Annotated in this window: 21 protein-coding genes; 4 read left to right on the forward strand and 17 right to left on the reverse strand. The window is 70.8% G+C overall.

Going from position 1 to position 21,238, the window contains the following annotated elements:
• Positions 1-48 precede the first annotated feature (48 nt).
• From AC3E6M_RS04860 to smc, 7 genes are all read right to left on the reverse strand, one after another.
• Complete coding sequence (locus tag AC3E6M_RS04860; protein ID WP_490529208.1) at positions 49-891, reverse strand: ABC transporter ATP-binding protein; 843 nt, start codon at positions 889-891, stop codon at positions 49-51.
• Positions 888-1,910, reverse strand: a complete 1,023-nt coding sequence (locus AC3E6M_RS04865; protein ID WP_490529263.1) for a FecCD family ABC transporter permease — start codon at positions 1,908-1,910, stop codon at positions 888-890. Before AC3E6M_RS04865 ends, AC3E6M_RS04860 begins: the two co-directional genes overlap by 4 nt.
• Before the next feature lie 5 nt (positions 1,911-1,915).
• On the reverse strand, positions 1,916-2,989 hold the full coding sequence (locus AC3E6M_RS04870) for a FecCD family ABC transporter permease (protein ID WP_490529209.1): 1,074 nt from the start codon (positions 2,987-2,989) through the stop codon (positions 1,916-1,918).
• The gene (locus AC3E6M_RS04875) at positions 2,949-3,992 is read right to left on the reverse strand and encodes an iron-siderophore ABC transporter substrate-binding protein (protein ID WP_490529210.1); all 1,044 of its coding nucleotides are present in this window, start codon (positions 3,990-3,992) and stop codon (positions 2,949-2,951) included. The genes AC3E6M_RS04870 and AC3E6M_RS04875 overlap by 41 nt, the downstream gene beginning before the upstream one ends.
• A 150-nt stretch (positions 3,993-4,142) precedes the next feature.
• Positions 4,143-4,643: a DUF2004 domain-containing protein gene (locus tag AC3E6M_RS04880; protein WP_138172419.1), complete on the reverse strand. Its 501-nt coding sequence runs from the start codon at positions 4,641-4,643 to the stop codon at positions 4,143-4,145.
• 71 nt (positions 4,644-4,714) lie between these two features.
• Positions 4,715-5,587, reverse strand: coding sequence for a signal recognition particle-docking protein FtsY (ftsY, locus tag AC3E6M_RS04885; RefSeq protein ID WP_138172420.1), 873 nt, complete (start codon positions 5,585-5,587; stop codon positions 4,715-4,717).
• A gap of 4 nt (positions 5,588-5,591) precedes the next feature.
• Positions 5,592-9,119, reverse strand: a complete 3,528-nt coding sequence (gene smc, locus AC3E6M_RS04890) for a chromosome segregation protein SMC (RefSeq protein ID WP_490529211.1) — start codon at positions 9,117-9,119, stop codon at positions 5,592-5,594.
• A 462-nt stretch (positions 9,120-9,581) separates the two neighbouring features.
• On the opposite strand from smc, the gene AC3E6M_RS04895 reads away from it, so the two are divergent.
• Positions 9,582-9,863 (forward strand): hypothetical protein, encoded by a 282-nt coding sequence (locus tag AC3E6M_RS04895; protein ID WP_490529212.1) that lies wholly within the window; start codon positions 9,582-9,584, stop codon positions 9,861-9,863.
• Between the two features lie 65 nt (positions 9,864-9,928).
• Positions 9,929-11,017 (forward strand): GNAT family N-acetyltransferase, encoded by a 1,089-nt coding sequence (locus tag AC3E6M_RS04900; protein WP_490529213.1) that lies wholly within the window; start codon positions 9,929-9,931, stop codon positions 11,015-11,017.
• A 97-nt stretch (positions 11,018-11,114) separates the two neighbouring features.
• On the opposite strand, the gene mutM is transcribed toward AC3E6M_RS04900, so the two are convergent.
• The 6 genes from mutM to AC3E6M_RS04930 form a co-directional block, all read right to left on the reverse strand.
• Entirely contained in the window at positions 11,115-12,005 is an 891-nt protein-coding gene (gene mutM / locus AC3E6M_RS04905) for a bifunctional DNA-formamidopyrimidine glycosylase/DNA-(apurinic or apyrimidinic site) lyase (RefSeq protein ID WP_138174346.1), read from the reverse strand.
• A complete protein-coding gene (rnc, locus tag AC3E6M_RS04910) occupies positions 11,998-12,678 on the reverse strand; it encodes a ribonuclease III (RefSeq protein WP_138174344.1) in 681 nt (226 codons plus the stop codon). Before rnc ends, mutM begins: the two co-directional genes overlap by 8 nt.
• A gap of 10 nt (positions 12,679-12,688) precedes the next feature.
• On the reverse strand, positions 12,689-12,898 hold the full coding sequence (gene rpmF / locus AC3E6M_RS04915; protein WP_490529214.1) for a 50S ribosomal protein L32: 210 nt from the start codon (positions 12,896-12,898) through the stop codon (positions 12,689-12,691).
• 2 nt (positions 12,899-12,900) lie between these two features.
• Positions 12,901-13,395, reverse strand: a complete 495-nt coding sequence (locus tag AC3E6M_RS04920; RefSeq protein WP_138174354.1) for a YceD family protein — start codon at positions 13,393-13,395, stop codon at positions 12,901-12,903.
• Between the two features lie 145 nt (positions 13,396-13,540).
• Positions 13,541-14,038, reverse strand: a complete 498-nt coding sequence (gene coaD, locus AC3E6M_RS04925; protein ID WP_138174342.1) for a pantetheine-phosphate adenylyltransferase — start codon at positions 14,036-14,038, stop codon at positions 13,541-13,543.
• Between the two features lie 16 nt (positions 14,039-14,054).
• Positions 14,055-16,217 (reverse strand): ATP-dependent DNA helicase RecG, encoded by a 2,163-nt coding sequence (locus AC3E6M_RS04930; protein ID WP_490529215.1) that lies wholly within the window; start codon positions 16,215-16,217, stop codon positions 14,055-14,057.
• A 49-nt stretch (positions 16,218-16,266) separates the two neighbouring features.
• Here AC3E6M_RS04930 and AC3E6M_RS04935 point away from each other — a divergent pair, with 49 nt between their 5' ends.
• Entirely contained in the window at positions 16,267-16,830 is a 564-nt protein-coding gene (locus AC3E6M_RS04935; RefSeq protein ID WP_138174338.1) for an RsmD family RNA methyltransferase, read from the forward strand.
• Between the two features lie 13 nt (positions 16,831-16,843).
• On the opposite strand, the gene thiL is transcribed toward AC3E6M_RS04935, so the two are convergent.
• Complete coding sequence (gene thiL / locus AC3E6M_RS04940) at positions 16,844-17,836, reverse strand: thiamine-phosphate kinase (protein WP_138174336.1); 993 nt, start codon at positions 17,834-17,836, stop codon at positions 16,844-16,846.
• Positions 17,837-17,861: 25 nt separating this feature from the next.
• Between thiL and AC3E6M_RS04945 the strand changes: the two genes are divergently transcribed.
• Entirely contained in the window at positions 17,862-18,368 is a 507-nt protein-coding gene (locus AC3E6M_RS04945) for a DUF3515 family protein (protein WP_138174334.1), read from the forward strand.
• A gap of 15 nt (positions 18,369-18,383) precedes the next feature.
• Here the strand turns inward: AC3E6M_RS04945 and AC3E6M_RS04950 are convergent, their stop codons facing one another.
• From AC3E6M_RS04950 to AC3E6M_RS04960, 3 genes are read right to left on the reverse strand one after another with little or no spacing between them, the layout of a single operon-like run.
• Positions 18,384-19,469, reverse strand: a complete 1,086-nt coding sequence (locus tag AC3E6M_RS04950) for a D-alanine--D-alanine ligase family protein (RefSeq protein ID WP_138174332.1) — start codon at positions 19,467-19,469, stop codon at positions 18,384-18,386.
• A complete protein-coding gene (locus tag AC3E6M_RS04955) occupies positions 19,369-20,505 on the reverse strand; it encodes an NAD(P)H-dependent glycerol-3-phosphate dehydrogenase (protein WP_138174330.1) in 1,137 nt (378 codons plus the stop codon). Before AC3E6M_RS04955 ends, AC3E6M_RS04950 begins: the two co-directional genes overlap by 101 nt.
• Positions 20,495-21,235, reverse strand: coding sequence for a lysophospholipid acyltransferase family protein (locus AC3E6M_RS04960; protein ID WP_138174328.1), 741 nt, complete (start codon positions 21,233-21,235; stop codon positions 20,495-20,497). Before AC3E6M_RS04960 ends, AC3E6M_RS04955 begins: the two co-directional genes overlap by 11 nt.
• Between the last annotated feature and the right edge of the window lie 3 nt (positions 21,236-21,238).

A 21,238-nucleotide genomic window follows, 5' to 3' on the forward strand; every position in this document is an offset into this window, starting at 1 on the left:
ACGGGCCGACGCCGCGGGGGCGCACGGGCGACCGCGCCGCTCCGCGCATCATTCCCGTTCGCACGCTCGGGTTCCCTCGCCCGGGGCCGGCGTCCGCCGATGCCGGCTGATCGGTGAGACCAGCGGCATCCCCGAGACGGGGTCGGTCACGATGACGGACTCGATGCCGAACACCTCTCGCACGAGATCGACGTCGACGATCCGCTCCGGTGTGCCCTCGCGCACGATCCGGCCGTTGCACATCGCGATGAGGTGGTCGGCATAGCGGCAGGCGAGCGAGAGCTCGTGCAACACCATGACGATCGTGACGCCCCGCTCGCGATTGAGGTCGGCCAGCAGATCGAGAACCTCGATCTGGTGGCTCACGTCGAGATACGTGGTGGGCTCGTCCAGCAACAGGACATCGGTCTGCTGCGCGAGCGCCATCGCGATCCACACGCGTTGCCTCTGACCACCCGACAGGGAATCGACCGAACGAGCAGCGAGGTCGAGCACTCCCGTCGTCGACATCGCCGCGTCGATGATCTCATCGTCACCGTCGACGCGCCGACGCAACCAGCTCTGGTGCGGATATCGGCCACGAGCGACCAGATCGGCCACCGTGACGCCCTCGGGTGCGACGGGCGACTGCGGCAGCAGACCGAGTCGTCGGGCGACCTCGGCGGTGGGCCGGGATCTGATGTCGGCGCCGTCGAGCAGCACCGTGCCCGCGGACGGGGCGATCAGTCGCGCCAGTGCCCGCAGCAGAGTCGACTTGCCGCACGCATTCGCCCCGACGATGACGGAGATGCGTCCCGGCGGGATCGCGAGAGTGAGGTCTTCGACGACGGGCCGCGCGTCGTAGGCGAGTGAGACACCCTCCGCGCGCAGGTCGACGGGTCTGTCGTTCATGTCAGTCCTCCGGGACGAGTACGGGTCCCGCGCGCCAACAGCCACACGAGGTAGGGGGCGCCGACGATTCCGGTCACGACTCCGACGGGGAGGTCGACACCGGGCACGGCGTACTGCCCCAGGAGGTCGGCCGCACTGACCAGCGCCGCGCCCACAGCCGCCGCGGCCCAGAGCGACAGCGGCCCCACGCCTCCGATCCGGCGCGCCAACTGCGGTGCGACGAGCGCGACGAAACCGATCGGACCGGCAGCCGAGACGGCGACGGCGGCGAGGACCACCGCGGTGGCGAGCACGCCGATCCGCACGCGTTCGACACGAAAACCCAGAGCGGTCGCGGTTGCGTCGTCGAGCTCGAGTGCCCGCAACCCCCGCCGCTGCGCCGCCAGCGCCAGCACCCCGAGCAACCCGACGATCCCCGTCGAGCCGACGACCGGCCATGCCGCGCCGCCGAGATTGCCGACGAGCCACGTGAACGCCACACTGACGTCGCGCAGGTCCGACACGGTGAGCAGGTAGCCGGTCACGGCCGATGCGAGCGCGGACACGCCCACGCCCACGAGCACCAGCCGCATGGCGTGGATGCCACGTCGCCACGCGAGGGCACCGATGAGGGCCGCCGACGCGACGCCACCGATCACGACGAACCCGGTCAGTGTCAGACCACTCACGGTAAGGGTCAACACGGCGAACACCCCGACGGCGCCCGCCGAGGCGGTCACACCGAGGACATCGGGGCTGGCCAGCGGATTGCGCAGCACGACCTGGAAGACCGCACCGGCGAGCCCGAGCGCGGCACCCACCACCACCGCTGCGGTGGCACGCGGCATCCTCACGTCCCACACCACGTAGGTCGCGATCCGGCTGCCCGTGCCGGTGAGGGCGCTCCACACCTCGGCAGGGGTCAAAGCCGCAGCGCCGAGGGACAGTGCCACCGCGGACAGCGCCGCGACCAGGACCAGGCCTCCGGCGACCACGAGAGTGATGCGACGCCTCTCCGCGCGCCGCAGGCGCGCCGTCATGGCGGTCACAGGCCCACCACCCTCATCCGGCGCACGATGGCGATGAAGACCGGGGCGCCCACCACGGCCACCACGACACCGACCTGCACCTCACCCGGCCGAGCGACGACGCGCGCCACAACGTCTGCGGCAACGAGGAAGGCCGCGCCCACAGGCGCGGAGAACGCCAGGATCCAGCGATAGTCGACCCCCGCGAGCAGCCGCACGATGTGCGGCACGACGAGCCCCACGAACGCGATGGGACCCGCCACGGCGGTCGCGCCGCCTGCCAGGGCCACGACGATCAGGGCCGCCACCAGCCGCGCACGTCCGACGCGCATCCCCAGACCCGCGGCGGTGTCGTCGCCGAGAGCGAACAGGTTCAGTACTCGGCCTGAGGCGAGCCCCGCCAGCAGTGCGACGACCAGCACCGGTAGCACCGGGAGCAGCACGTCGGGACCGCGGCCCGCGAGCGCGCCCACCTGCCAGAACCGCAGCGCATCGAGAGCGTCCTGCCGGATGAGGAGGACCGCCGAGACCAGACCCGCCAACGCAGCGCTCAGCGCGGCGCCGGCGAGTGAGAGCTTGGCCGGTGTCGCCCCCTCCCGACCACCGGAGGACACCGCCCAGACGACGACGGCGGCAAGGGCTCCGCCGACCCACGCGAACCACATGTACTGGACCGAACCGACCGCCCCGAACACGGTGATGCCGACCACCACCGCGAGAGCTGCTCCCTGATTCACGCCCAGGATGCCGGGATCGGCCAGCGGATTGCGCGTCACGCCCTGGGCAACCGCTCCCGCGATGCCCAGGGCCGCCCCGACCAGGAGGCCCGCCACGGTGCGGGGGACGCGCTTCTCGACGACCGCGATGTGCTCGGGGTTGCCGGGGTCGTAGTGTGCCAGCGCCGTCCAGACGGTCTCGGGCCGGATGTCGGCCGAGCCCACTGCGACACCGAGCAGCGTGACGACGACGAGCACGCCGATGACGATCCCGGCCCCGACGAGACGGCGGTGGGCGAGCTCGACGCGGGCGTGGCGGGCAGCGGGAACGACGTCAGCCGACACGCTCGGCGACGGCGGCGAGTTGCGGGACATACCGGTCGAGCATCCACGGGATCGACAGCGCGGTGGGCGCGCTCGAGGCCATCACGAACGACTCGCCGACGATGGGAGCGAACCGTCCGTCCTTCACCTGGGGCATCGCCGCGACGAGCGGGTCGGCGACGAAGGTGTCGGCGGCATCCTGAGTCCCGAAGTAGGCCACGAGCACGTCGGAGCTCAGCGCACCGAGATTCTCGAAGCTCACCTTGTAGAAGTAGCGCGAGGCGTCCGACGCCGGCACGTTCGCCTCGACGCTGGGCGCGACCGTCATGCCGAGTTGCGTGAGCAGCTGCACGCGCGGATCGTTCTCGCGAAAGACGTTGAAGGTCTCGGGCTCGTTGTTCGCGCCGTAGACGAAGGTCTTGCCCTGCAGTGCAGGGTACTTCCCGGCCAGCGTCGTGATCTCGTCGTTCGTCCGGGAGACGAGCGCCTCGGCGTCGTCGGACAGGCCGAGGGCTTGCCCGACGATCTTCGTCTGATCCTGCCAGGAGGTGGCCCAGGGCTTGTCGGGGTACGCCACCACGGGCGCGATCTTGCTGAGCTCGTCGAACTGCTCCTGCGTCATTCCGGAGTAGGGCGCGAGGATGACGTCGGGCTTGGCCTGCACGAACTCCTCCACGTTCGGCGTGCTGGTGTCGCCGCCCGAAAGCAGCTGGGGGGTCTGCCCGCCGAGCTCGTCGATGGCGTCCTTGTCCCAAGGGAGCACGCCATCGACTCCGCCATAAGGGAACGCCGGCATAGCCACCGGCACGACACCGAGCGCGAGTACGGCGTCCTGTGCCGACCAGCCCCACGTAGCGACCCGTTCGGGCTTGGCGTCGATGACGGTCTGTCCGAGAGCGGAGTCGATGGTCACCGGGAAACCGTCGGTGGACGGGATGGCGGACTCGGCCGCCGACGGCGCCGTACCCGCGCATCCGGCCATGGCGATCACGCCGGTGACGATGAGGGCGGCGGCTCCGAGGACACGAGCGGGGCGGCGCGAGCGCACGAACATGGGACTCCTTCACGCGACAGGACCTCGATGATTCCGAGGTAGGCAAGGCTTACCTTACCTGGATGCCGACCCCTCGCGTGTCCAGCCCGGGGATGACGAGGGCTTCGACGACGTCGACGAACGGCGCGAAGCGCAGAAACGTCTCCCGGATCAGTCCGCGCTGGAGACGGACTGCACCTTCCCGTCCGACGCGAGGTTGACCAGCAGCACGTCGTCGGTGGCATCCGGATCCAGCGCGTACTCGAGGACGGCGAACGGATCGGTGCCGCCGTGCTCGTCGGCGAGGATCGTCATGCTCATGAGCTGCAACGACTTGATGACGTCGATGTGCGTGTCGCCGGAGGGGTCGCTCAGCAGGTCGTCGAGCTCTTCACCGAGCGTCGCCTGCTGCTGCAGGATGTACTCGGTCACCTCGCTCGTGCGGTCGTCCAGTTCGTCGACCATGGCGTTGCGCGCGGCGAAGTCGATGGCCTCGAGAGAGGCGATCATCGACGCGGCGACATCGAGCGCGTCGATCGACACGTCGTCTTGATCGGGGGCCGTGAGATCGACGGTCACGCTCTGGTCACCGAACTCCACGTTCTCAGACCAGAAGATCGAGCCGTCGGGGCCTGACTCGAGAAGGCCGAAGAAGTCGTGCTCGATCGCCATTCCCCCATGAAACCAGCCCGAAGGGTCTCGCGGAAGGCGACCCGCCCGCGCGGCCGAGTGCGATAAAGGGATCAGTCGACGAGCGACGCCGCGAAAACGTGTGGCGTGAAGCCCGTGAGGTCGTTGATGCCTTCGCCCTGCCCGAGCAGTTTCACAGGGATGCCGGTGAGTTCCTGGACTGCCAGGACGAAACCGCCCTTCGCGGAACCGTCGAGCTTCGTGAGCACCAGGCCCGTGACGCCGGCGCTGTCGAGGAAGGCCTGGGCCTGCATCAGACCGTTCTGCCCGGTCGTGGCATCCAGAACCAGGAGGACCTCGCTGATCGGCGCCTGCTTCTCGACGACGCGCTTGATCTTGCCGAGCTCGTCCATGAGCCCGCCCTTGGTGTGGAGGCGCCCGGCCGTGTCGATGAGCACGATCTCGGTGCCCGTCTCTTTGGCGTGGGCGACCGTCTGGAAGGCGACGGATGCCGGATCCTGGCCCTCCTGCTGCGGACGCACGATCGTGGCTCCCCCGCGATCGGCCCACGTGGCGAGCTGGTCGACGGCGGCGGCGCGGAACGTATCGGCGGCCCCGACGACGACCGTTCGGCCGTAGCGCTGGAGGAACTTCGCGAACTTGCCGATCGTCGTGGTCTTCCCCACGCCGTTGACGCCGACGACGAGGACCACCGCGGGCCGCTCGGTCAGACGCAGCGTCGTGTCGAACTTCGCGAAGTGCTCTTCGAGGGTCTCGCGCAGCATGCGCTGGAGATCCTTGGGGTCGGTGGTCCGGTAGCGCTCGACCTTCTCGCGCAACTCGTCGATCAGTCGCTCGGTGACATCGGGACCGAAATCGGCCGTCAACAGAGCCGTCTCGAGGTCGTCCCACGTGGTCTCGTCGATCGTGGGTTTGACGAACAGCCCGCGCAGCGCGCGGCCCAGCGACCAGGAGTTCTCAGCCATTGCTTCAGCTTACGGGGGCGGGTTCCGACGACGCGCGGGCGCGGTCCCCCACGCGCTGCCCGACGACGGCGGAGACGCCGTCCTGCCGCATGGAGACGCCGTACAGCGCGTCGGCGATCTCCATGGTGCGCTTCTGGTGGGTGATCACGATGAGCTGGCTGCTCTCGCGCAGCTTCTCGAACACCCCGAGGAGCCGGCCGAGGTTGGCGTCATCCAGCGCCGCTTCGACCTCGTCGAGGATGTAGAAGGGGCTCGGCCGCGCCGTGAAGATCGCGGTCAGGAACGCCACCGCCGCGAGCGAACGTTCGCCGCCGGACAGCAGCGACAGGCGCTCGATCTTCTTGCCGACGGGGCGCACGGCGACCTCGATCCCCGTCGTCAGGGGATTGTCGGGATCGGTCAGCGCGATACTGCCGGTGCCGCCCGGAAAGAGGATCGGGAAGATCTCGCCGAACGCGACACGGGTGTCCTCGAACGCCGCGACGAAGATCGTCTGCATGCGTTCGTCGAGGTCGGCGATGATCGTCTGCAGGTCGGCGCGTGTCTGTTGGAGGTCGGCGAGCTGCTCGGTCAAGAAGGCGTGCCGCTGCTCCAGCGCGGCGAACTCCTCGAGGGCGAGCGGGTTCACGCGTCCGAGCTGAGCGAGCTTGCGCTCGGCATCCTGAAGCCGACGCTTCTCCGCCGCCCGCTCGAAAGGTACCGCCGCGTCGCCCTCACTGGCCGGAACCGGCTGATCGGGGCCATATTCCGAAACGAGAATGTCCTCGTCGAGCGCGAGCTCGGAGTTCACGCGCTCGAGCAGGCTCGTGACGTGGAGCCGTTTCTCGTGCATCTGCAGTTCCAGACCGTGCACGTTCTCGGTCAGACGTGCCAGGCGCTCCCGCACCGCCGTCTCCTCGCTGCGGGCCCGTGCGAGATCCGCGGTCACGGCGGACCGGGCCGATTCGGCGGCGGCCAATTCCACGCGAGCCCGGCTGACCGACCGGTCGACGGAGTCGAGGAGCGCGGGCAACGCTGCGGACACCTCCGCGGCGATCTCGCGTTGGGCTCGCCGGATCACGGCGCGTCGAGCCGCGGCGTCCGCGGCCGCCCGCTCGCGTTCGCGTTGCTGCTCGAGCTGCACGATCCGCGCCTCTCCCGCTCGGACCCGTTCGCGCAGCGCCTCGATGTCGAGTCGCGCGCGCATCTCGTTCTCGCGCGCGGACTCGAGTTCGGCGAGCATCCCTTCGCGCGCCGACGCGTCGAGGAGCGGACGCGGCATCTCGAGGGCGCGCGCGAGCGCCTCGTCGGCGATCCGCGCGGTCTCCTCGGCGTCGGACACCGCGGCTTGCGCTTGCGCCAGACCCGTCTCCAGGCGCTCGCACTCGGCGACCACGGCCTCGTGGCGGACGGTGACGCGGTTGAGCTTCTCGGCGTGCGCGGCGAGGGCGGCATCGTGAGCGCGCAGCGTCGCGAGCGTCTCCTTCGTGCGCGCACGCGCCTCCGTCAAGGATTGCTGGGCGTCCGCCAGCGCCTCCCGCAGGGAATCGGCGACCACGACGATCTCGTCCAACCGCTCGGCCGCCGCGTCCCGTTCGGCCGCGAGCTCCAGGCGCGATCGGCCCGAACCCGACCCGGCGCGCAGCGTGCGGGAGGTCAGCACCGCACCGTCGCGCGTGACCACGACCGTCCCCGCCGGACTGTCGGCCAGGGTGGCGCGGACACGCTCGGCCGCCGCGAGATCGTCGACGATGATCACGCCCGACAGGATGCCGCGCACTCCCGCCGGCGCCGAGACGACGTCGACCGCCCGCACCCCGCCGTCCAGCGAGACGCCGGAGTCGGCATCCGGGGCATCCGCGATCGCGATCTCGACCACTCCGAGGTCGCCCTCGCGCGCCGCCCGCGCCGCCGAGAACGCCGCCGCAGCGTCATCGACGAGCAGCCCCTCGGCGAGTGAGCCGAGCGCCGCAGCGATCGCCGCCTCGTACCCGGCGGTGACCTTGACGGCATCGCCGACGAGCCCGCGGATGCCGGCTCCCCCGGTGGCCGCGAGATCCGCCGCCGCGTTGCGGACGTCCAGCGCCCGGCCGAGCGCCGTGGTCTGCGCCGTCAGGGCGTCGCGTTCGCGTTCGGCGGCGTGGAGGCGCTCGCGCAACGCCGCGACCTCCGTCTCGGTGTCATTGGTCTCGCGCTGTGCGCGCTCGTACGCGGCAGCGTGTTCGGCCGTCGATTCCTCGGGCGTGACGTCGGGGTCGAGCGCGGCGCGCGCTTCCTCCGCCTCGGCGCGGCGCTCGAGTGCGGCATCCAGGGCTCGCTGCTGCCGCTCGACCGCACCGCGCACGGCGGCCAGCCCGGAGGCCGCTGCCTCCGCCGAGCCGCGGAGCGCGGTGAGCTTCATGTCGTGCGCGGAGACGAGAGCGCTCTGCGCGGCGATGTCGGCGTCGAGCGCGTCGAGTTCGGCGCGCGCCCGGGCGACACCGCGCGCCGCGTCCGCCGCGGCATCCTGCGCGTCGCCCAATCCGCCGGCGATGTCGTCGACCTCGGACCGGACGTCGTCGATGGTCGACTGGCTCACGGTGGGAGCCTGCGACGACGCGTCGAGGTCGTCGTCGGCGAGGAGCGTGAGGCGCTGCCCCGCCAGCGTGTACAGCCCGCGCAGGCGCTCCTGCACCTGTTCGAGCGAGAACGCGACGCGGCGAGCCCGATCCACGGCCTCGGACCGCTGTTCCTCCTCGAGGCGTTCGACGCGCTGACGCACGCCGTCCGCCTGGTCCTGCAGCATGAGGCGCTCGGTATGCCGCTCACTCTCGGCCGCGGCCGCGTCGGCGAGCTCGCGGCGCAACCGCACGAGTTCATCGGCGAACAGCCGCGCCTTCGCGTCGCGCACCACGGCCGCGATCGTCGCTGCCTCGCGCGCGATCTCGGCCTGCTTCCCGAGCGGCTTGAGTTGCCGGCGCAGTTCGCCGGCGAGATCGCTCAGCCGCGTGAGGTTGGTCTCCATGGTCTCGAGCTTGCGAACGGTCTTCTCTTTGCGGCGGCGGTGCTTGAGGATGCCCGCGGCCTCCTCGATGAACCCGCGCCGTTCTTCGGCCGAGGCCTGCAGTACCGTGTCGAGGCGCCCCTGCCCGATGATCACGTGCATCTCTCGGCCGAGACCCGAGTCGCTGAGCAACTCCTGCACGTCGAGCAGACGGCACGTCTGCCCGTTGATCGCGTACTCGCTCGCCCCGGTGCGGAACAGCGTGCGACTGATCGTGACCTCGCTGTAGTCGATCGGGAGCGCGCCGTCGGCGTTGTCGATCGTCAACTGCACCTCGGCTCGCCCGAGGGGACCGCGGGTCGACGTACCCGCGAAGATGACGTCCTCCATCTTGCCGCCGCGAAGGGTCTTGGCCCCCTGCTCCCCCATCACCCACGCGAGCGCGTCGACGACATTGGACTTGCCCGAGCCGTTGGGCCCCACGATGCACGTCACCCCGGGTTCCAGCGCGAACGTCGTCGACTGCGCGAAGGACTTGAAGCCCTTGAGCGTGACGCTCTTGAGGTGCATGCCGATGCGCCTTCCCGACCGGTGAACTTCCGCCTCACGCTACCCGAAGACCCGCGGAATCCCGCGGTGGCTGGCCGGTCCAGCCTTTGCCCGACGCGCCCGGGAGCCCACCGTTTCTGGATCTTCGCTTGACATTCGCTGAACCCGTTCGCTAGCGTCGGGGGTCGCAACCGACGTCGAAAGGAGGTCACCCCCATGATTCGCAACACCACCGGCTTCATCGCCACCGGCTTCACCGCCGCTCCCGTGCTGTCCGCATCCCTGCGCGGAGTGACCGCCGCCGTCGGCATGCCTGCTCGCCAGGCGTGACCTCGCCGCGTTGAGACGCTCGATCGTCTCCGCTCCCGCGACGCCGTCCGATCATCGGATGCCGCGCGCCCGGGTCCTCTGAGACCTGTCCGCCCGTTGCCGGCCCCGCCGCACGTGGCCTCACTGCTCGTTCTTCCTCACCGGAGCCTCCGCATGAACACCTCGCTCACGCGCGCGCCGCAGCACGCGGCATCCGCGCTCACCCTCCCCGTCGTCGAGACCTCGGCCCAGCGGGGCCTGGGTCCCGTCGACCGTCTCTCCCTCCGCCTCGGCCTCTGGCTGCTCGTCCGCGCCGCGGCGCGCGCCGACGAGGCGACGCGCCGCGCGGCACGCGCTGCCGACGTCGCCGACCTCGCCCGCCGCAACGCCCGCGACCGGGTCCGGCGCGAGGCCGAATGGCAGCGAGCGGCACTGCGCCTGCGTCCCCCGCTGTGACCGGGTGGGGTCGGACTCCCGGCCCCACCCTTCCCCGCCCTTTTCTCCTTCACGAAAGGCCCGACATGACCACCCTTCCGGCCGGCCTCGAGCTGCGTCCCCTCCACATCCCGGCATCCATCGACGCCGCCGACGCGGACGACTTCCGCGAGATGGCGCGCGTGCGCAACCTCGTGTACGCCGAGATCTCCGGCCACGACGACCACGCGATGCCCGCCGACGAGCTGCTGCCCGTCTACCGTCCGACCGCCGCGCAGGTGCGCCTGGTGTGGCTCGCCATCCTCGACGGCGAGGTCGTGGGCCGCGTCGGCCTCGACCTTCCGCAGGAGGACGGCGCGCGCACCGGCTTCTGGCTCATCGAGCTGCTCCGCAGCGCGTGGGGCCGCGGGATCGGCCGCGCGGGCCACGACCTCATCGAGCGGACGGCTCGCGAGCACGGCCGCACCATCCTGCAGTCGTGGGCCGAGCACCCCGCCGCCGACGGTCCGTCGATGGACGCGCCGACCGGCTTCGGGCGAATCCCGCTCGACCGTGCGGCGCAGTTCTACCTCGCGGCGGGGTACACGCTCGAGCAGATCGTGCGCCAGAGCCGCCTCGACCTCGCGGGGTCGGAACCGCATCTGCGCGAGCTTCTCGCCGACGCCGAGGCCGCCGCGATCGGTTATCGCGTCATCCAGTGGAGCCTGCCGACCCCGACCGAGTTCGTCGACGCCTTCGCCGCGATGAAGGCGCGCATGATCACCGACGCCCCGTCCGCGGGTCTTGATCACGATGAGGAGAAATGGGATGCCGCTCGCGTCGCCGACTGGGAACGTCAGTACACCGAGGCCGACCGACACCTGCTCGTGACGGTCGCCCAGCACGTCGACACCGGCGAGCTCGCGGCGTTCAACGAACTCGTCATCGGCAAGGACCGCACCGCCGTGACGGGCCAGGAGGACACCTTGGTCGTCGCCGCCCACCGCGGGCATCGCCTCGGCATGCTCGTGAAGTGCGCGGGTCTGCTTTCGTGGAGAGAGGCTGTGCCCGAGTCGCCGCGCGTGATGACGTGGAACGCCGAGGAGAATCGGCCGATGCTGTCGATCAACGAGGCGATCGGGTTCATCCCGATCTCGTACGAGGGCGCATGGCAGAAGGTGCTGGCCGAGGCCTGAACCGCCGAGACTGCATCCGCCTGACAATTCCCGCGCAGTCTGCAGGGGGTTCGTCGACCGGATGCGGTCTCGCCGCCGGCGCCGGGCACGACGGCGGTCAGCGCACGCGCTGGCAGCGGGGGCAGAAGTGGGACGAGCGGTTCATGAAGCTCACGCGCACGATCGGGCGGCCGCAGCGCGCACACGGCTGCCCCGTGCGGCCGTAGGCGTTCAGCGAATGAGCGAAGTAGCCGGCCTGCCCGTTCACGTTGACGTACTGCGCGTCGAAGCTCGTCCCGCCCTCGGCCAGAGCCTTCTCGAGCACCGCCCGCACCTCGGCGAGCAGTCGGTTCACCGAGCGGGTCGGGAGATCGGATGCCGCGGTCTCGGGGTGGATGCGCGCAGCCCACAGCGACTCGTCGGCGTAGATGTTGCCGATGCCGCTCGCCACGGTCTGATCGAGGAGCACGCGTTTGATCCCCGACGACGTGCGCCCGAGGCGCGCGCGGAATCGTGCGTCGTCGAACGCGGGGTCGAGCGGGTCACGGGCGATATGGGCGACCTGCGTCGGAACGCGCGGGAGCACCGAACCGCGGCCGCCCGCAGCGGCATCCGGGGTGTCTACGAGCTCGTCGAGCGCGAGCGAACCGAACGTGCGTTGATCGGCGAACACCACCGACAGCGGCCCGTGCTCGGGATGCTCCAGCTCGATCCGGACGCGCTCATGGCGTTCGGCGGGAGCGCCGGGAAGGCGCAGCAGCATCTGCCCGCTCATGCCGAGATGCGTCACGATCGCGTCGTCGGAACCCAGCGGCATCCACAGGAACTTGCCGCGACGGACGGCGGCGTCGATGCGGCGGCCGGTGAGCTCGGCCTCGAAGTGCGCGGCGGTGCCGGCATGGCGCGTGAGCGCGCGTTCGTCGAGCACGTCCACCGAGGCGACGAGAGCGCCGGTGACCGCGGGTTCGAGACCGGCGCGGACGACCTCGACCTCGGGAAGCTCAGGCACGGGCGTTGAGCTCGCGCCACGCGGTGAGCGCCGCGGCCATCTCTGCCTGCTTCTTGCTGGAACCCGTCCCGTGCGTGACGACGTCTCCTGTCGTGACGGTCGCGGTGAAACGGCGGTCGTGATCGGGGCCGGTCGCCTCGACGGCGTAGACCGGAGCGTGCAGGCTCAGCCGGGCGGCGATCTCTTGCAGGCTCGTCTTCGGATCCATCGCCGCGCCGTAGCGGTCGGGATCGGCCAACAGCGGCTCGACGAGTCGCAGCACCAGGGACGTGGCAGCCTCGGCGCCGGCGGACAGGTAGGTCGCCCCGATCACGGCCTCCATCGTGTCGGCGAGGATCGAGTCCTTGTCACGGCCGCCGGTGAGGATCTCTCCCCGACCGAGGCGGACGTGGTCGCCCAGACCGATGCCGCGGGCGACTTCGGCCAGCGCGACGGTCGACACGACACTGGCGCGGCGCTTCGCGAGGCTGCCCTCGTCCAGGTCGGGATGCCCCGTGTACAGACGCACGGTCACGGCCTGCCCGAGCACGGAATCGCCGAGGAACTCGAGGCGCTCGTTGTGCGGGATGGCGCCGTTCTCGTACGCGAACGAGCGATGGGTCAGCGCAAGAGAAAGAAGCTCGGGGTCGATGTCGACCCCGAGCTTCTCGATGAGCGCAGCTCTTTGCGTCACCGGACGTTGATCAGGCGTCGGCGACCTTGCGGCCCTTGTACTCGAGGAAGAGCTCGGTGCCCTGCGAGTCGGTGACGACCTTCGCCTGGTGGGGGCGGCTGTAGACGACCTTGCCGTTCTCGATGGTCTTGACCAGCGCGGGGGCTTCGGCCTTCCACTGCGCACGACGCGAGCGGGTGTTCGAGCGGGAGACCTTCCGCTTCGGGGGGTTACCTGCCATGACTAGCTCTTCTCTGTCTTGGGGGCGGCGCGGAGCGCATCGCCGTCGTCTGGGGTGTACTGCTGGAGCGCTGCCCACCGAGGATCGGCGGGCGTCTGCTCCGTGTCGCCGGCGCTCTCCGTCAGCTTCTCACCCGTGACCGGGTCGAGCCCGAGGCAATCCGGCTGACACACCGGCTGGAACGGAAGCGAGAGGACGATGGCATCCCGGACCAGATTTTCAAGATCCACGTGGTCGTCTTGAACTTCGAAGTCGTTCGCTTCCTCCCCAGGATACGCGAAAAGTTCCTGGAACTCGACTTCGACAGGCTCGGTGATGTCGATGAGGCACCGACCGCACACGCCGGTGGCCGTGGTGTCGACCGTTCCCGAGACCAGGATGCCCTCGTGGACGGACTCCAGACGCACGTCGATCTCGAGCACTTCGGCCGCGGCGATCGACAGCAGACCCTCGCCCCACTTCTCGGGCGTCGGGATGTCGAGCTCGTGCTCGCGCATCTCACCGGGGTGGCGCTCGATGTCGCGCACGGGGAGCTGGAAGGGGCCGGGACGGTGAGTTCTCACGGTCGACCATGCTACCCGCGTGCCCCTGGGCGCGGGCCGTGCGGCCGAACGGACGCGGGTGGTCGAGCGGGCGCGGGTGTCAGAGCCCGCGGGCGCCGGTGTCGAGGAAGCGGGCGACCGCGCGGGGCACGTACGGCGAGACGTCGCCCCCGAGCGACGCCACCTGGCGCACGAGCGAGCTGGACACCAGCGCGTGCGACGGATCGGGCAGCAAGAACACCGTCTCGACGTGGGCGAGGTCGCGGTTGACGATCGCCATGGGCGTCTCGTACGCGACGTCGACCTGGGACCGGATGCCTTTGACGAGCACGCGCGCGCCCACGTCGGTGGCGTAGTCGACCAGGAGCCCCATGCTCCACGACGCGACGATGACGTCACCCTCGATCTGCGCGTCGGCGATGGACTGCTCCAGCAGTGCCTGACGCTGCGCGATCGGCAGCATCGCCTCTTTGCCGGGGTTGTGCACCACGAGCACGTGCAATTGATCGAACAGTTCGGCGGCCCGACGGATGACGTCGAGATGCCCCAACGTCGGGGGGTCGAACGATCCGGGCACCACAGCGATCCGCGGGGTCATGACTCCACCCTAGCGATCACGACTTGGCCAGGGCCGCGCGCTCCTCGACACCCACCCGACGCTCCAGTGCGGCGGCGAGCCCCGGGTGCCGCAACAGCGCGGGATCGTCGGCGAGGATCTTCTCGGCGGCGGCGCGGGCATCGGTGATGAGCTCGGCATCCGTGACGACGCGCAGCAGACGTAGCGAGGACCGGACGCCGGACTGCGCATCCCCGAGCACATCGCCCTCCCCCCGCAGCTCGAGGTCGACCTCGGCGAGTTCGAAGCCGTCGAGCGTGCGCGCGACCGCTTCGACGCGCGAGCGCGACGACGAGCCGGGGGCGGCCTCGGTCACGAGCAGGCACAGACCGGGGAGCCCACCGCGACCGACGCGACCGCGCAACTGGTGCAGTTGCGAGACGCCGAAGCGATCGGCCTCGAGGATCACCATCGTCGACGCGTTGGGCACGTCGACGCCGACCTCGATCACGGTGGTCGCGACGAGCACGTCGATGTCGCCGCGCGCGAACGCCTGCATCGCCGCATCTTTCTCGTCGGCGTGCATCTTGCCGTGCAGGATCTCGACGCGGATGTCGGTGAACGACGGAAGCGTCTCGAGCAGCGCGGCCACCTGCACCACGCCCCAGCGCGTGCGGGTGTCGGCGGCCCCCTCGGCCGGCTCGTCGCCCACCTCGTCGGAGGTGAGCTTCTCGGCGTCGATCGCCGCGCACACCACGAACGCCTGGCGCGACTGCGCGACCTCTTCGGCGACCCGATCCCACACCCGCGCGAACCAGCCCGGCTTCTCTGCCAGCGGTGCGACGAACGTCTGGATGCCGGCGCGACCAGCGGGCATCGTGCGGATCGTTGACACGTCGAGATCGCCGAACACCGTCATGGCGACGGTGCGCGGGATGGGCGTGGCCGTGAGGACGAGAGTGTGCGGAGAGTCGCCCTTGGCGCGGAGGGCCTCGCGCTGGTCGACGCCGAACCGGTGCTGCTCGTCGACGACGACGAAACCCAGGTCGGCGAACGTGGTCGTGGCGCTCAGCAACGCGTGCGTGCCCACGACGATCCGCGATTGACCCGACGCGACGCGCAGTGCGGCCCGGCGCCGCTCGGCCGCGGGCAGCTGGCCCGTGAGCATCGTCGGCATGAGCTCGGGCGCGAGCTCGGGACCCAGCATCCGCGCGATCGAACGCAGGTGCTGCGCGGCGAGCACCTCGGTCGGGGCGATGAGAGCCGATTGACCGCCCGACTCGGCCACCTGCAGCATCGCCCGCAGGGCGACGAGGGTCTTGCCCGAGCCCACCTCGCCCTGCACCAGACGGTTCATGGGCCAGTCCCCGACGAGGTCGTCGGCGATCCGTGCCCCGACGCTCTCTTGATCGGGGGTGAGGGCGAACGGCAGGATCGCGTCGAAGCGTTCGAGCAGGCCGCCGGGGGCAGAGGGGCGTTTCGCCGCCGACAGCGCCCGGACGAACTGCCGCTGCTGCAGCAGCGCGGTCTGCAGCACGAACGCCTCTTGCATGCGCAGGGTCTCGACGGCGGGAGGGATCTCGTCGTCGTGGTACGGGCGGTGGATGTGTTCGAGCGCCGCCCGAGCGCCCAGCAGCCCGCGCGCGGTGCGCACCGATTCGGGCAGCGGATCGTCGACGTCGCCGAGCGCGTCGAGCACGAGCGAGATGGTCTTCTGCACCAGGGTGCTGGGCACGCTGCTGGTGGCGGGGTAGATCGGGATGGGGCGCTTGGCGTTGACCTCGGCCTCGGCGCGCGCTTCGGCGAGTTCGTCGAACAGCTCGTAGTCGGGGTGCGTCAGTTGCGTCTGCCGCCGGTACTCGCCCACCTTGCCCGAGAAGATGCCCCGGCGCCCGGGCGTCAGGTCTTTCAGCCGCCAGGACTGGTTGAAGAACGTCAGCGAGAGACGGCCGTCACCGTCGCTGATGATCACCTCGAGCAGCGACCCGCGACGGTTCTGCATGCGACGCTCGGTGGCGCTGACGACCTCGGCCACGATCGTCACGGGCTCACCGAGCGGGAGAAGCGCGATCGGCGTCAGCTCTCCGCGTCGGGCATAACGACGCGGGTAGTGCTCGAGCAGCTCACCCACGGTCTTCATGCCGAACGCCCGCTCGAACGCCGCGGCGGTCTTGCCGCCCACGGCCCCGTCGAGTCGCGACGACAGAGAGAGTCCGGGCATGCTCCGAGTCTAGGCACCCCCTCGGACAGCGTGTTTGTAGGGTGAGACAGTGACCCGCATCATCTCCGGCCGCGCCGGCGGCACGGTCCTCGACGTCCCTGCGAAGGGAACACGTCCCACCAGCGACCGCGTGCGCGAGTCGCTCTTCGGCGCGCTCGACTCCGCGGACCTCGTCGCGAGGGCCCGCGTGCTCGACCTGTACGCAGGCTCGGGCGCCCTCGGCCTCGAGAGCCTCAGCCGCGGCGCGGCGTCCGCCGATCTGGTCGAGCTCTCCGCCCCCGCCGCCGCTCTCATCCGCAAGAACGCCGACCGTCTGCGCAGCGCGGGAGTGACCGCCCCCGCCCGTGTGCACCGCGCCAACGCGTCGACCTACCTCGAGAGCTCGGCCGCGGAGTGGGACCTCGTCTTCATCGACCCGCCCTACGACGTGACCGATGACGAGATCACCCGTGTCCTCGCGGCTCTCGCTCCCCGGTTGAGCGCGGAGGCCGCCGTGATCGTGGAGCGCGCGAAGCGCTCCCCCGCCCCCGCGTGGACGACCGCGGGGCTGGAGCCCGAGCGCGATCGCACGTACGGCGACACGACCCTGTGGTGGGGGCGCCCGCCCGCCTGATGCGGGCGGGAGATCAGCCGCGCCCGGCGTCCCAGTCGCGGTACGGATCCCACCCCGCGCGGCCCGTCCAGGGGCGCTCGTCCACGAGCACCGGGGCCTCGCCGCGCTCCCGCACCGTTCCGACCCGGAGCCCCGGACCGGACGCCTCCGCGGGGAACGTCACGAGGAAGCCGTGGTCCTCTCCCCCGCCCAGGGCTCGCGCAGGATCATCGCCGAGCACCGCAGAGGCGAACGCGATCGTCACTCCCGACGCGTCGGCGAGGCGCGTGGCATCCAGGGCGAGTCCGTCCGAGACGTCCATCATCGCCGTCGCCCCGGCGTCCGCGGCCCGCAGCGCATCGGCGATCGGCGGACGCGGACGCAACTGGCGATCGAGGGCGTGCGCCTCGGTGGCATCGAGGGCGGCGCGTGCCGCCTCGGTGATGGGCACCGGGGCGCCCGCGGCATCCGTGAAACGCGAGAACAGGACGTCGAGCCCCCGTGCGGCCACCCCCAGCTCGCCGATCACGTGCACGGCGTCGCCGGGCCGGGCACCCGACCGGCGCACCGGAGCGCGAGAGTCGAGGCTCCCGAGGGCCGTGACCGCGATGGTCAGGGTGTCCGAGACCGTGAGGTCCCCGCCCTCGACCGCGCAGCCCGGCGCGAGGTCGGTGCACGCCGCTGCCAGCCCGTCCGCCAGACCCCGGACGAACGTCACCGGCGTGTCATCGGGCATCGCCAGCGCGACGAGCAGCGCGACCGGTCGCGCACCCATCGCCGCGACGTCGGCGAGATTCACCGCCGCCGACTTGTACCCCAGGTCGAACGCCGACGACCAGGCCAGTCGGAAGTCCGGACCGTGCACGAGCGTGTCGGTCGTGGCGACGACCCGCCCGTCGGGCATCGCGAGCACCGCGGCGTCGTCGCCCGGCCCGATGAGCGCGGTCGAAGCGGGAAGGCGGTCCAGGATGCCGCGGAGCACCTGCCCCTCGGACAGTTCTCCCACGGTGGTCTCGGCGTCGGTCACCTCCCCACGCTATTAGCCTGGAGGGGTGCCCCGCTCCTTTCGCTCCCTCGCGCTGATCGCCGTTCTCGCTCTGCTGCCGGGACTCGCCGCGTGCAGCACGACGGTCGCGATGCAGCCGGCCAAGGGCGCGAACGACCCCGCGTGCGCCGAGATCATCTCGCGCCTGCCCCAGAGCATCTCGGGCCAGGAGCGCCGCTGGACCGACGCGCAGGCGACCGGGGCCTGGGGCGATCCGGCGAGCATCCTCCTCACGTGCGGGCTCGAGGCACCCGGACCCTCGACGCTCCCCTGCCGCCCGTTCGACGGCGTGGATTGGCTCGTCGACGAGTCGCAGGCCGACCAGAACCGGTACACGCTCACGACGTTCGGGCGGGAGCCCGCCGTGCAGATCTACCTCGATTACGCCGAGGCGAGCAGCGCCGACATCGCTCAGGCCCTCGCGCCACTCATCCGCGACTACCTGCCCGCGACCGGATCGGTGTGCAGTTCGGCATCCGACCTGCAGACGCCGACGCCGACGCCCGCACCGTAAGCCTCTCGGGGCGCGTCAGTCTCGACCGAGGGCGGCGTCGAGGAGGTCGCTGATCAGATCGGGGTAGGACAGCCCCGAGGCGATCCAGCACGTGGGGAACATCGAGATCGGGGTGAACCCCGGCATCGTGTTGACCTCGTTGACGTAGAACTCCGTCCCCGTGTAGAAGAAGTCGACCCGCGCGAGTCCCTCGCCGCCGAGCGCCTCGAACGCCTGCGCCGCGATCCGCTGCATCTCGGCGAGCTCACCGTCGCGCAGGTCGGCGGGGCACACGAGGTCGACACCGGGGGCGTCGAGGTACTTCGCCTCGAAGTCGTAGAACTCCCGACCCGTGACGACGATCTCGCCGGCCACGCTCACGCGCACCGGTCCGCCGTCGCGGCCGGGCAGCACGCCGCACTCCAGCTCGCGGCCCACGATGGCCTGCTCGACCAGGACCAGACGGTCCTCGGCGAACGCCGTCTCGAGGGCGGCATCCAGATCTTCCCAGCGAGAGACCTTCGTCACGCCGACGCTCGAGCCCGCTTCGTTCGGCTTGACGAACACCGGCAGGTCGAGCGCGCGGATGCGCCGCTCCCACAGGTCGCGATCGCGCGTGAGATCCGCGCGCGTCACGGCGACCCACGGCACCACCGGCACGCCGGCCGAACGCAGCACGCGCTTGGTCACGTGCTTGTTCATGCCGATCGCCGACATGAGCACGCCGCCGCCGGCGTACGGGATGCCGAGGAGCTCGAGGAGTCCCTGGACCGTGCCGTCCTCGCCGAAGCGGCCATGCAGGATCGGCAGGACGACGTCGACCTCGCCGAGGGAGCGCTCGCCCGCGGCATCCGTCACGGTCCACTCGCGTGAGAGCACCGACTCCGGCAGACGCACGCGGCTGCCGTTGTCGACGACCTCGGGGAGGGCGTCGGGGATGAGCGCGAACTTGTCGGGGTCGTCGTCTTCGAGGACGAACGCACCGTCACGCGTGATCCCGACCGGGATCACGCGGAAGCGCTCACGATCGATCGCCCGCAGCACCCCTCCCGCCGTGGCGGAACTGATCGAATGCTCGCTGGAGCGCCCGCCGAAGAGCACCACCACCGCCGGTCTGGTCATTCTGCGTCCTCTCGCCCTGCGGCTGGTCGTCGTCGGTCGTGAGATGGGGCGCGATGTCGCGCGGATCCATGGTGCCGTCGAGCACCATCTTCACCTGGCGCACGATCGGCATGTCGACGCCGACCTCGCGCGCGAGCTGCAGAACCGGGGCGACGGATGCCAAGCCCTCGGCGGTCTGCTGCATCTGCTTGACCACGTCCTGATAGCCGTAGCCCTGGCCGAGCAGGCGCCCGGCGGTGTTGTTGCGGCTGAGCGGCGACTGGCACGTGGCGATGAGGTCGCCGAGGCCCGCGAGCCCCTGCAGCGTCTCGGGCTGGGCGCCCTGTGCCACCGCGAAGTCCGTCATCTCGACCAGTCCGCGCGTGATGATCGAGGCCTTGGTGTTCTCGCCGTACCCGACGCCGTCGACGATGCCGATCGCGACCGCGATCAGGTTCTTCAGCACACCGCCGAATTCGGTACCGATGACGTCGGTGTTCACGAAGGACCGGAAGTAGCGGTTGCGCGCGCGCCGGGCCACGGCCTCGGCCGTCTCGGGGCTCAAGGAGCTGATGACGGCGGCCGTCGGCTGCTCGCGCGCGATCTCGAGCGCGAGGTTCGGGCCGGATGCCACCGCGACGCGGCTCGGGTCGCACAGGAGCACCTGTTCGATGACCTGGCTCATCCGCAGCCCGGACGACTTCTCGACGCCCTTCATCAACGACACGATCGGCGCGTCGGTGTGCGAGACGAGCGGCTTCACGGCAGCGAGGTTCTCGCGCAGCGCCTGGCTCGGGATCGACAGGTACACCTGCTCCGCGCCGTCGAGGGCTTCCGCGAGGCTCGTGGTCGCGGTCATCGTGCGCGGGAGGTTGATCCCGGACAGGTACCGGCTGTTGCGCTTGGACTCGGTGATCTCGGCGGCCAACTCGGGCCGACGGGCCCACATCACGACGGACGCCCCGCCGTCGGCGAGGATCTTGCCGAAGGTCGTGCCCCAGCTGCCCGCACCGATGACGGCGACCTTGGGCCCGGGGGCCTCGCTCTTACGACTCAAGGCGCCCCGTTTCGTTCTGCCCGTGCTGCGACGGGTTCCAGCGCTCAGCCGGTGCGGGAAGACCGCGCAGTCCCGACAGCATCTCGGCGATGCGCGCCATGAGCGTATCGGTGGCGCGCGTCAGGGTCGCCGGCTGCGAGGGAGTGGCCAGATGCTCGGACAGATCGATCGCCGGGCCGAACTCGACGATCACGCGCGAGCGGCGCGGGAAGCGCAGCTTGCCGTAGCGCGGAAGGATCTCCTGCACGCCCCACTGCGCCATCGGGATCAACGGCAGGTCGCCGCCGAGGGCGAGGCGGACCGCACCGGTCTTGCCGCGCATGGGCCACAGCTCCGGGTCGCGGGTGAGCGTCCCCTCGGGGTAGACGATCACGCCGCGGCCGTCGCGGGCGATCTCTTGAGCGGCCGTGATCGACTGGTTGGCGCTCGTCGAGGCCCGGGGCACCGGGACCATGCCCGTCGCGCGGAGCGCGGCCCCGAGCACCGGCACGCGGAACAGACTCTCTTTTGCGAGGAAGCGCGGCGCGCGTCCGGCGCGCCACACGGCCACCGCGACCACGAGCGGGTCGAACTCCGAATTGTGGTTGGGGGCGAGCACGTACGCGCCGTCGCGCGGAAGGTTCTCGACGCCGCGCATCTCGATCCGCGCGAACAGGCCCACCAGCGGCACCACGATCGCGGCGAGAGGCCAGAAGGCGCTCGGCCGGCTCTTCTCCGGAGAGACCGCCACGGG

It is taken from the genome of Microbacterium sp. SCPM-O-B-15248 (M128), assembly GCF_058214835.1.

Excerpts from the sequence above, each read along its gene's own strand:
- AC3E6M_RS04950 (WP_138174332.1), bottom strand. The coding sequence starts at position 19,469 with ATGACCAGACCGGCGGTGGTGGTGCTCTTCGGCGGGCGCTCCAGCGAG.
- AC3E6M_RS04875 (WP_490529210.1), bottom strand. The coding sequence starts at position 3,992 with ATGTTCGTGCGCTCGCGCCGCCCCGCTCGTGTCCTCGGAGCCGCCGCC.
- AC3E6M_RS04870 (WP_490529209.1), bottom strand. The coding sequence starts at position 2,989 with ATGTCCCGCAACTCGCCGCCGTCGCCGAGCGTGTCGGCTGACGTCGTT.
- AC3E6M_RS04860 (WP_490529208.1), bottom strand. The coding sequence starts at position 891 with ATGAACGACAGACCCGTCGACCTGCGCGCGGAGGGTGTCTCACTCGCC.
- rpmF (WP_490529214.1), bottom strand. The coding sequence starts at position 12,898 with ATGGCAGGTAACCCCCCGAAGCGGAAGGTCTCCCGCTCGAACACCCGC.
- AC3E6M_RS04920 (WP_138174354.1), bottom strand. The coding sequence starts at position 13,395 with ATGCGCGAGCACGAGCTCGACATCCCGACGCCCGAGAAGTGGGGCGAG.
- coaD (WP_138174342.1), bottom strand. The coding sequence starts at position 14,038 with ATGACCCCGCGGATCGCTGTGGTGCCCGGATCGTTCGACCCCCCGACG.
- ftsY (WP_138172420.1), bottom strand. The coding sequence starts at position 5,587 with ATGGCTGAGAACTCCTGGTCGCTGGGCCGCGCGCTGCGCGGGCTGTTC.
- AC3E6M_RS04895 (WP_490529212.1), top strand. The coding sequence starts at position 9,582 with ATGAACACCTCGCTCACGCGCGCGCCGCAGCACGCGGCATCCGCGCTC.
- smc (WP_490529211.1), bottom strand. The coding sequence starts at position 9,119 with ATGCACCTCAAGAGCGTCACGCTCAAGGGCTTCAAGTCCTTCGCGCAG.
- AC3E6M_RS04900 (WP_490529213.1), top strand. The coding sequence starts at position 9,929 with ATGACCACCCTTCCGGCCGGCCTCGAGCTGCGTCCCCTCCACATCCCG.
- AC3E6M_RS04865 (WP_490529263.1), bottom strand. The coding sequence starts at position 1,910 with ATGACGGCGCGCCTGCGGCGCGCGGAGAGGCGTCGCATCACTCTCGTG.
- AC3E6M_RS04930 (WP_490529215.1), bottom strand. The coding sequence starts at position 16,217 with ATGCCCGGACTCTCTCTGTCGTCGCGACTCGACGGGGCCGTGGGCGGC.
- AC3E6M_RS04880 (WP_138172419.1), bottom strand. The coding sequence starts at position 4,643 with ATGGCGATCGAGCACGACTTCTTCGGCCTTCTCGAGTCAGGCCCCGAC.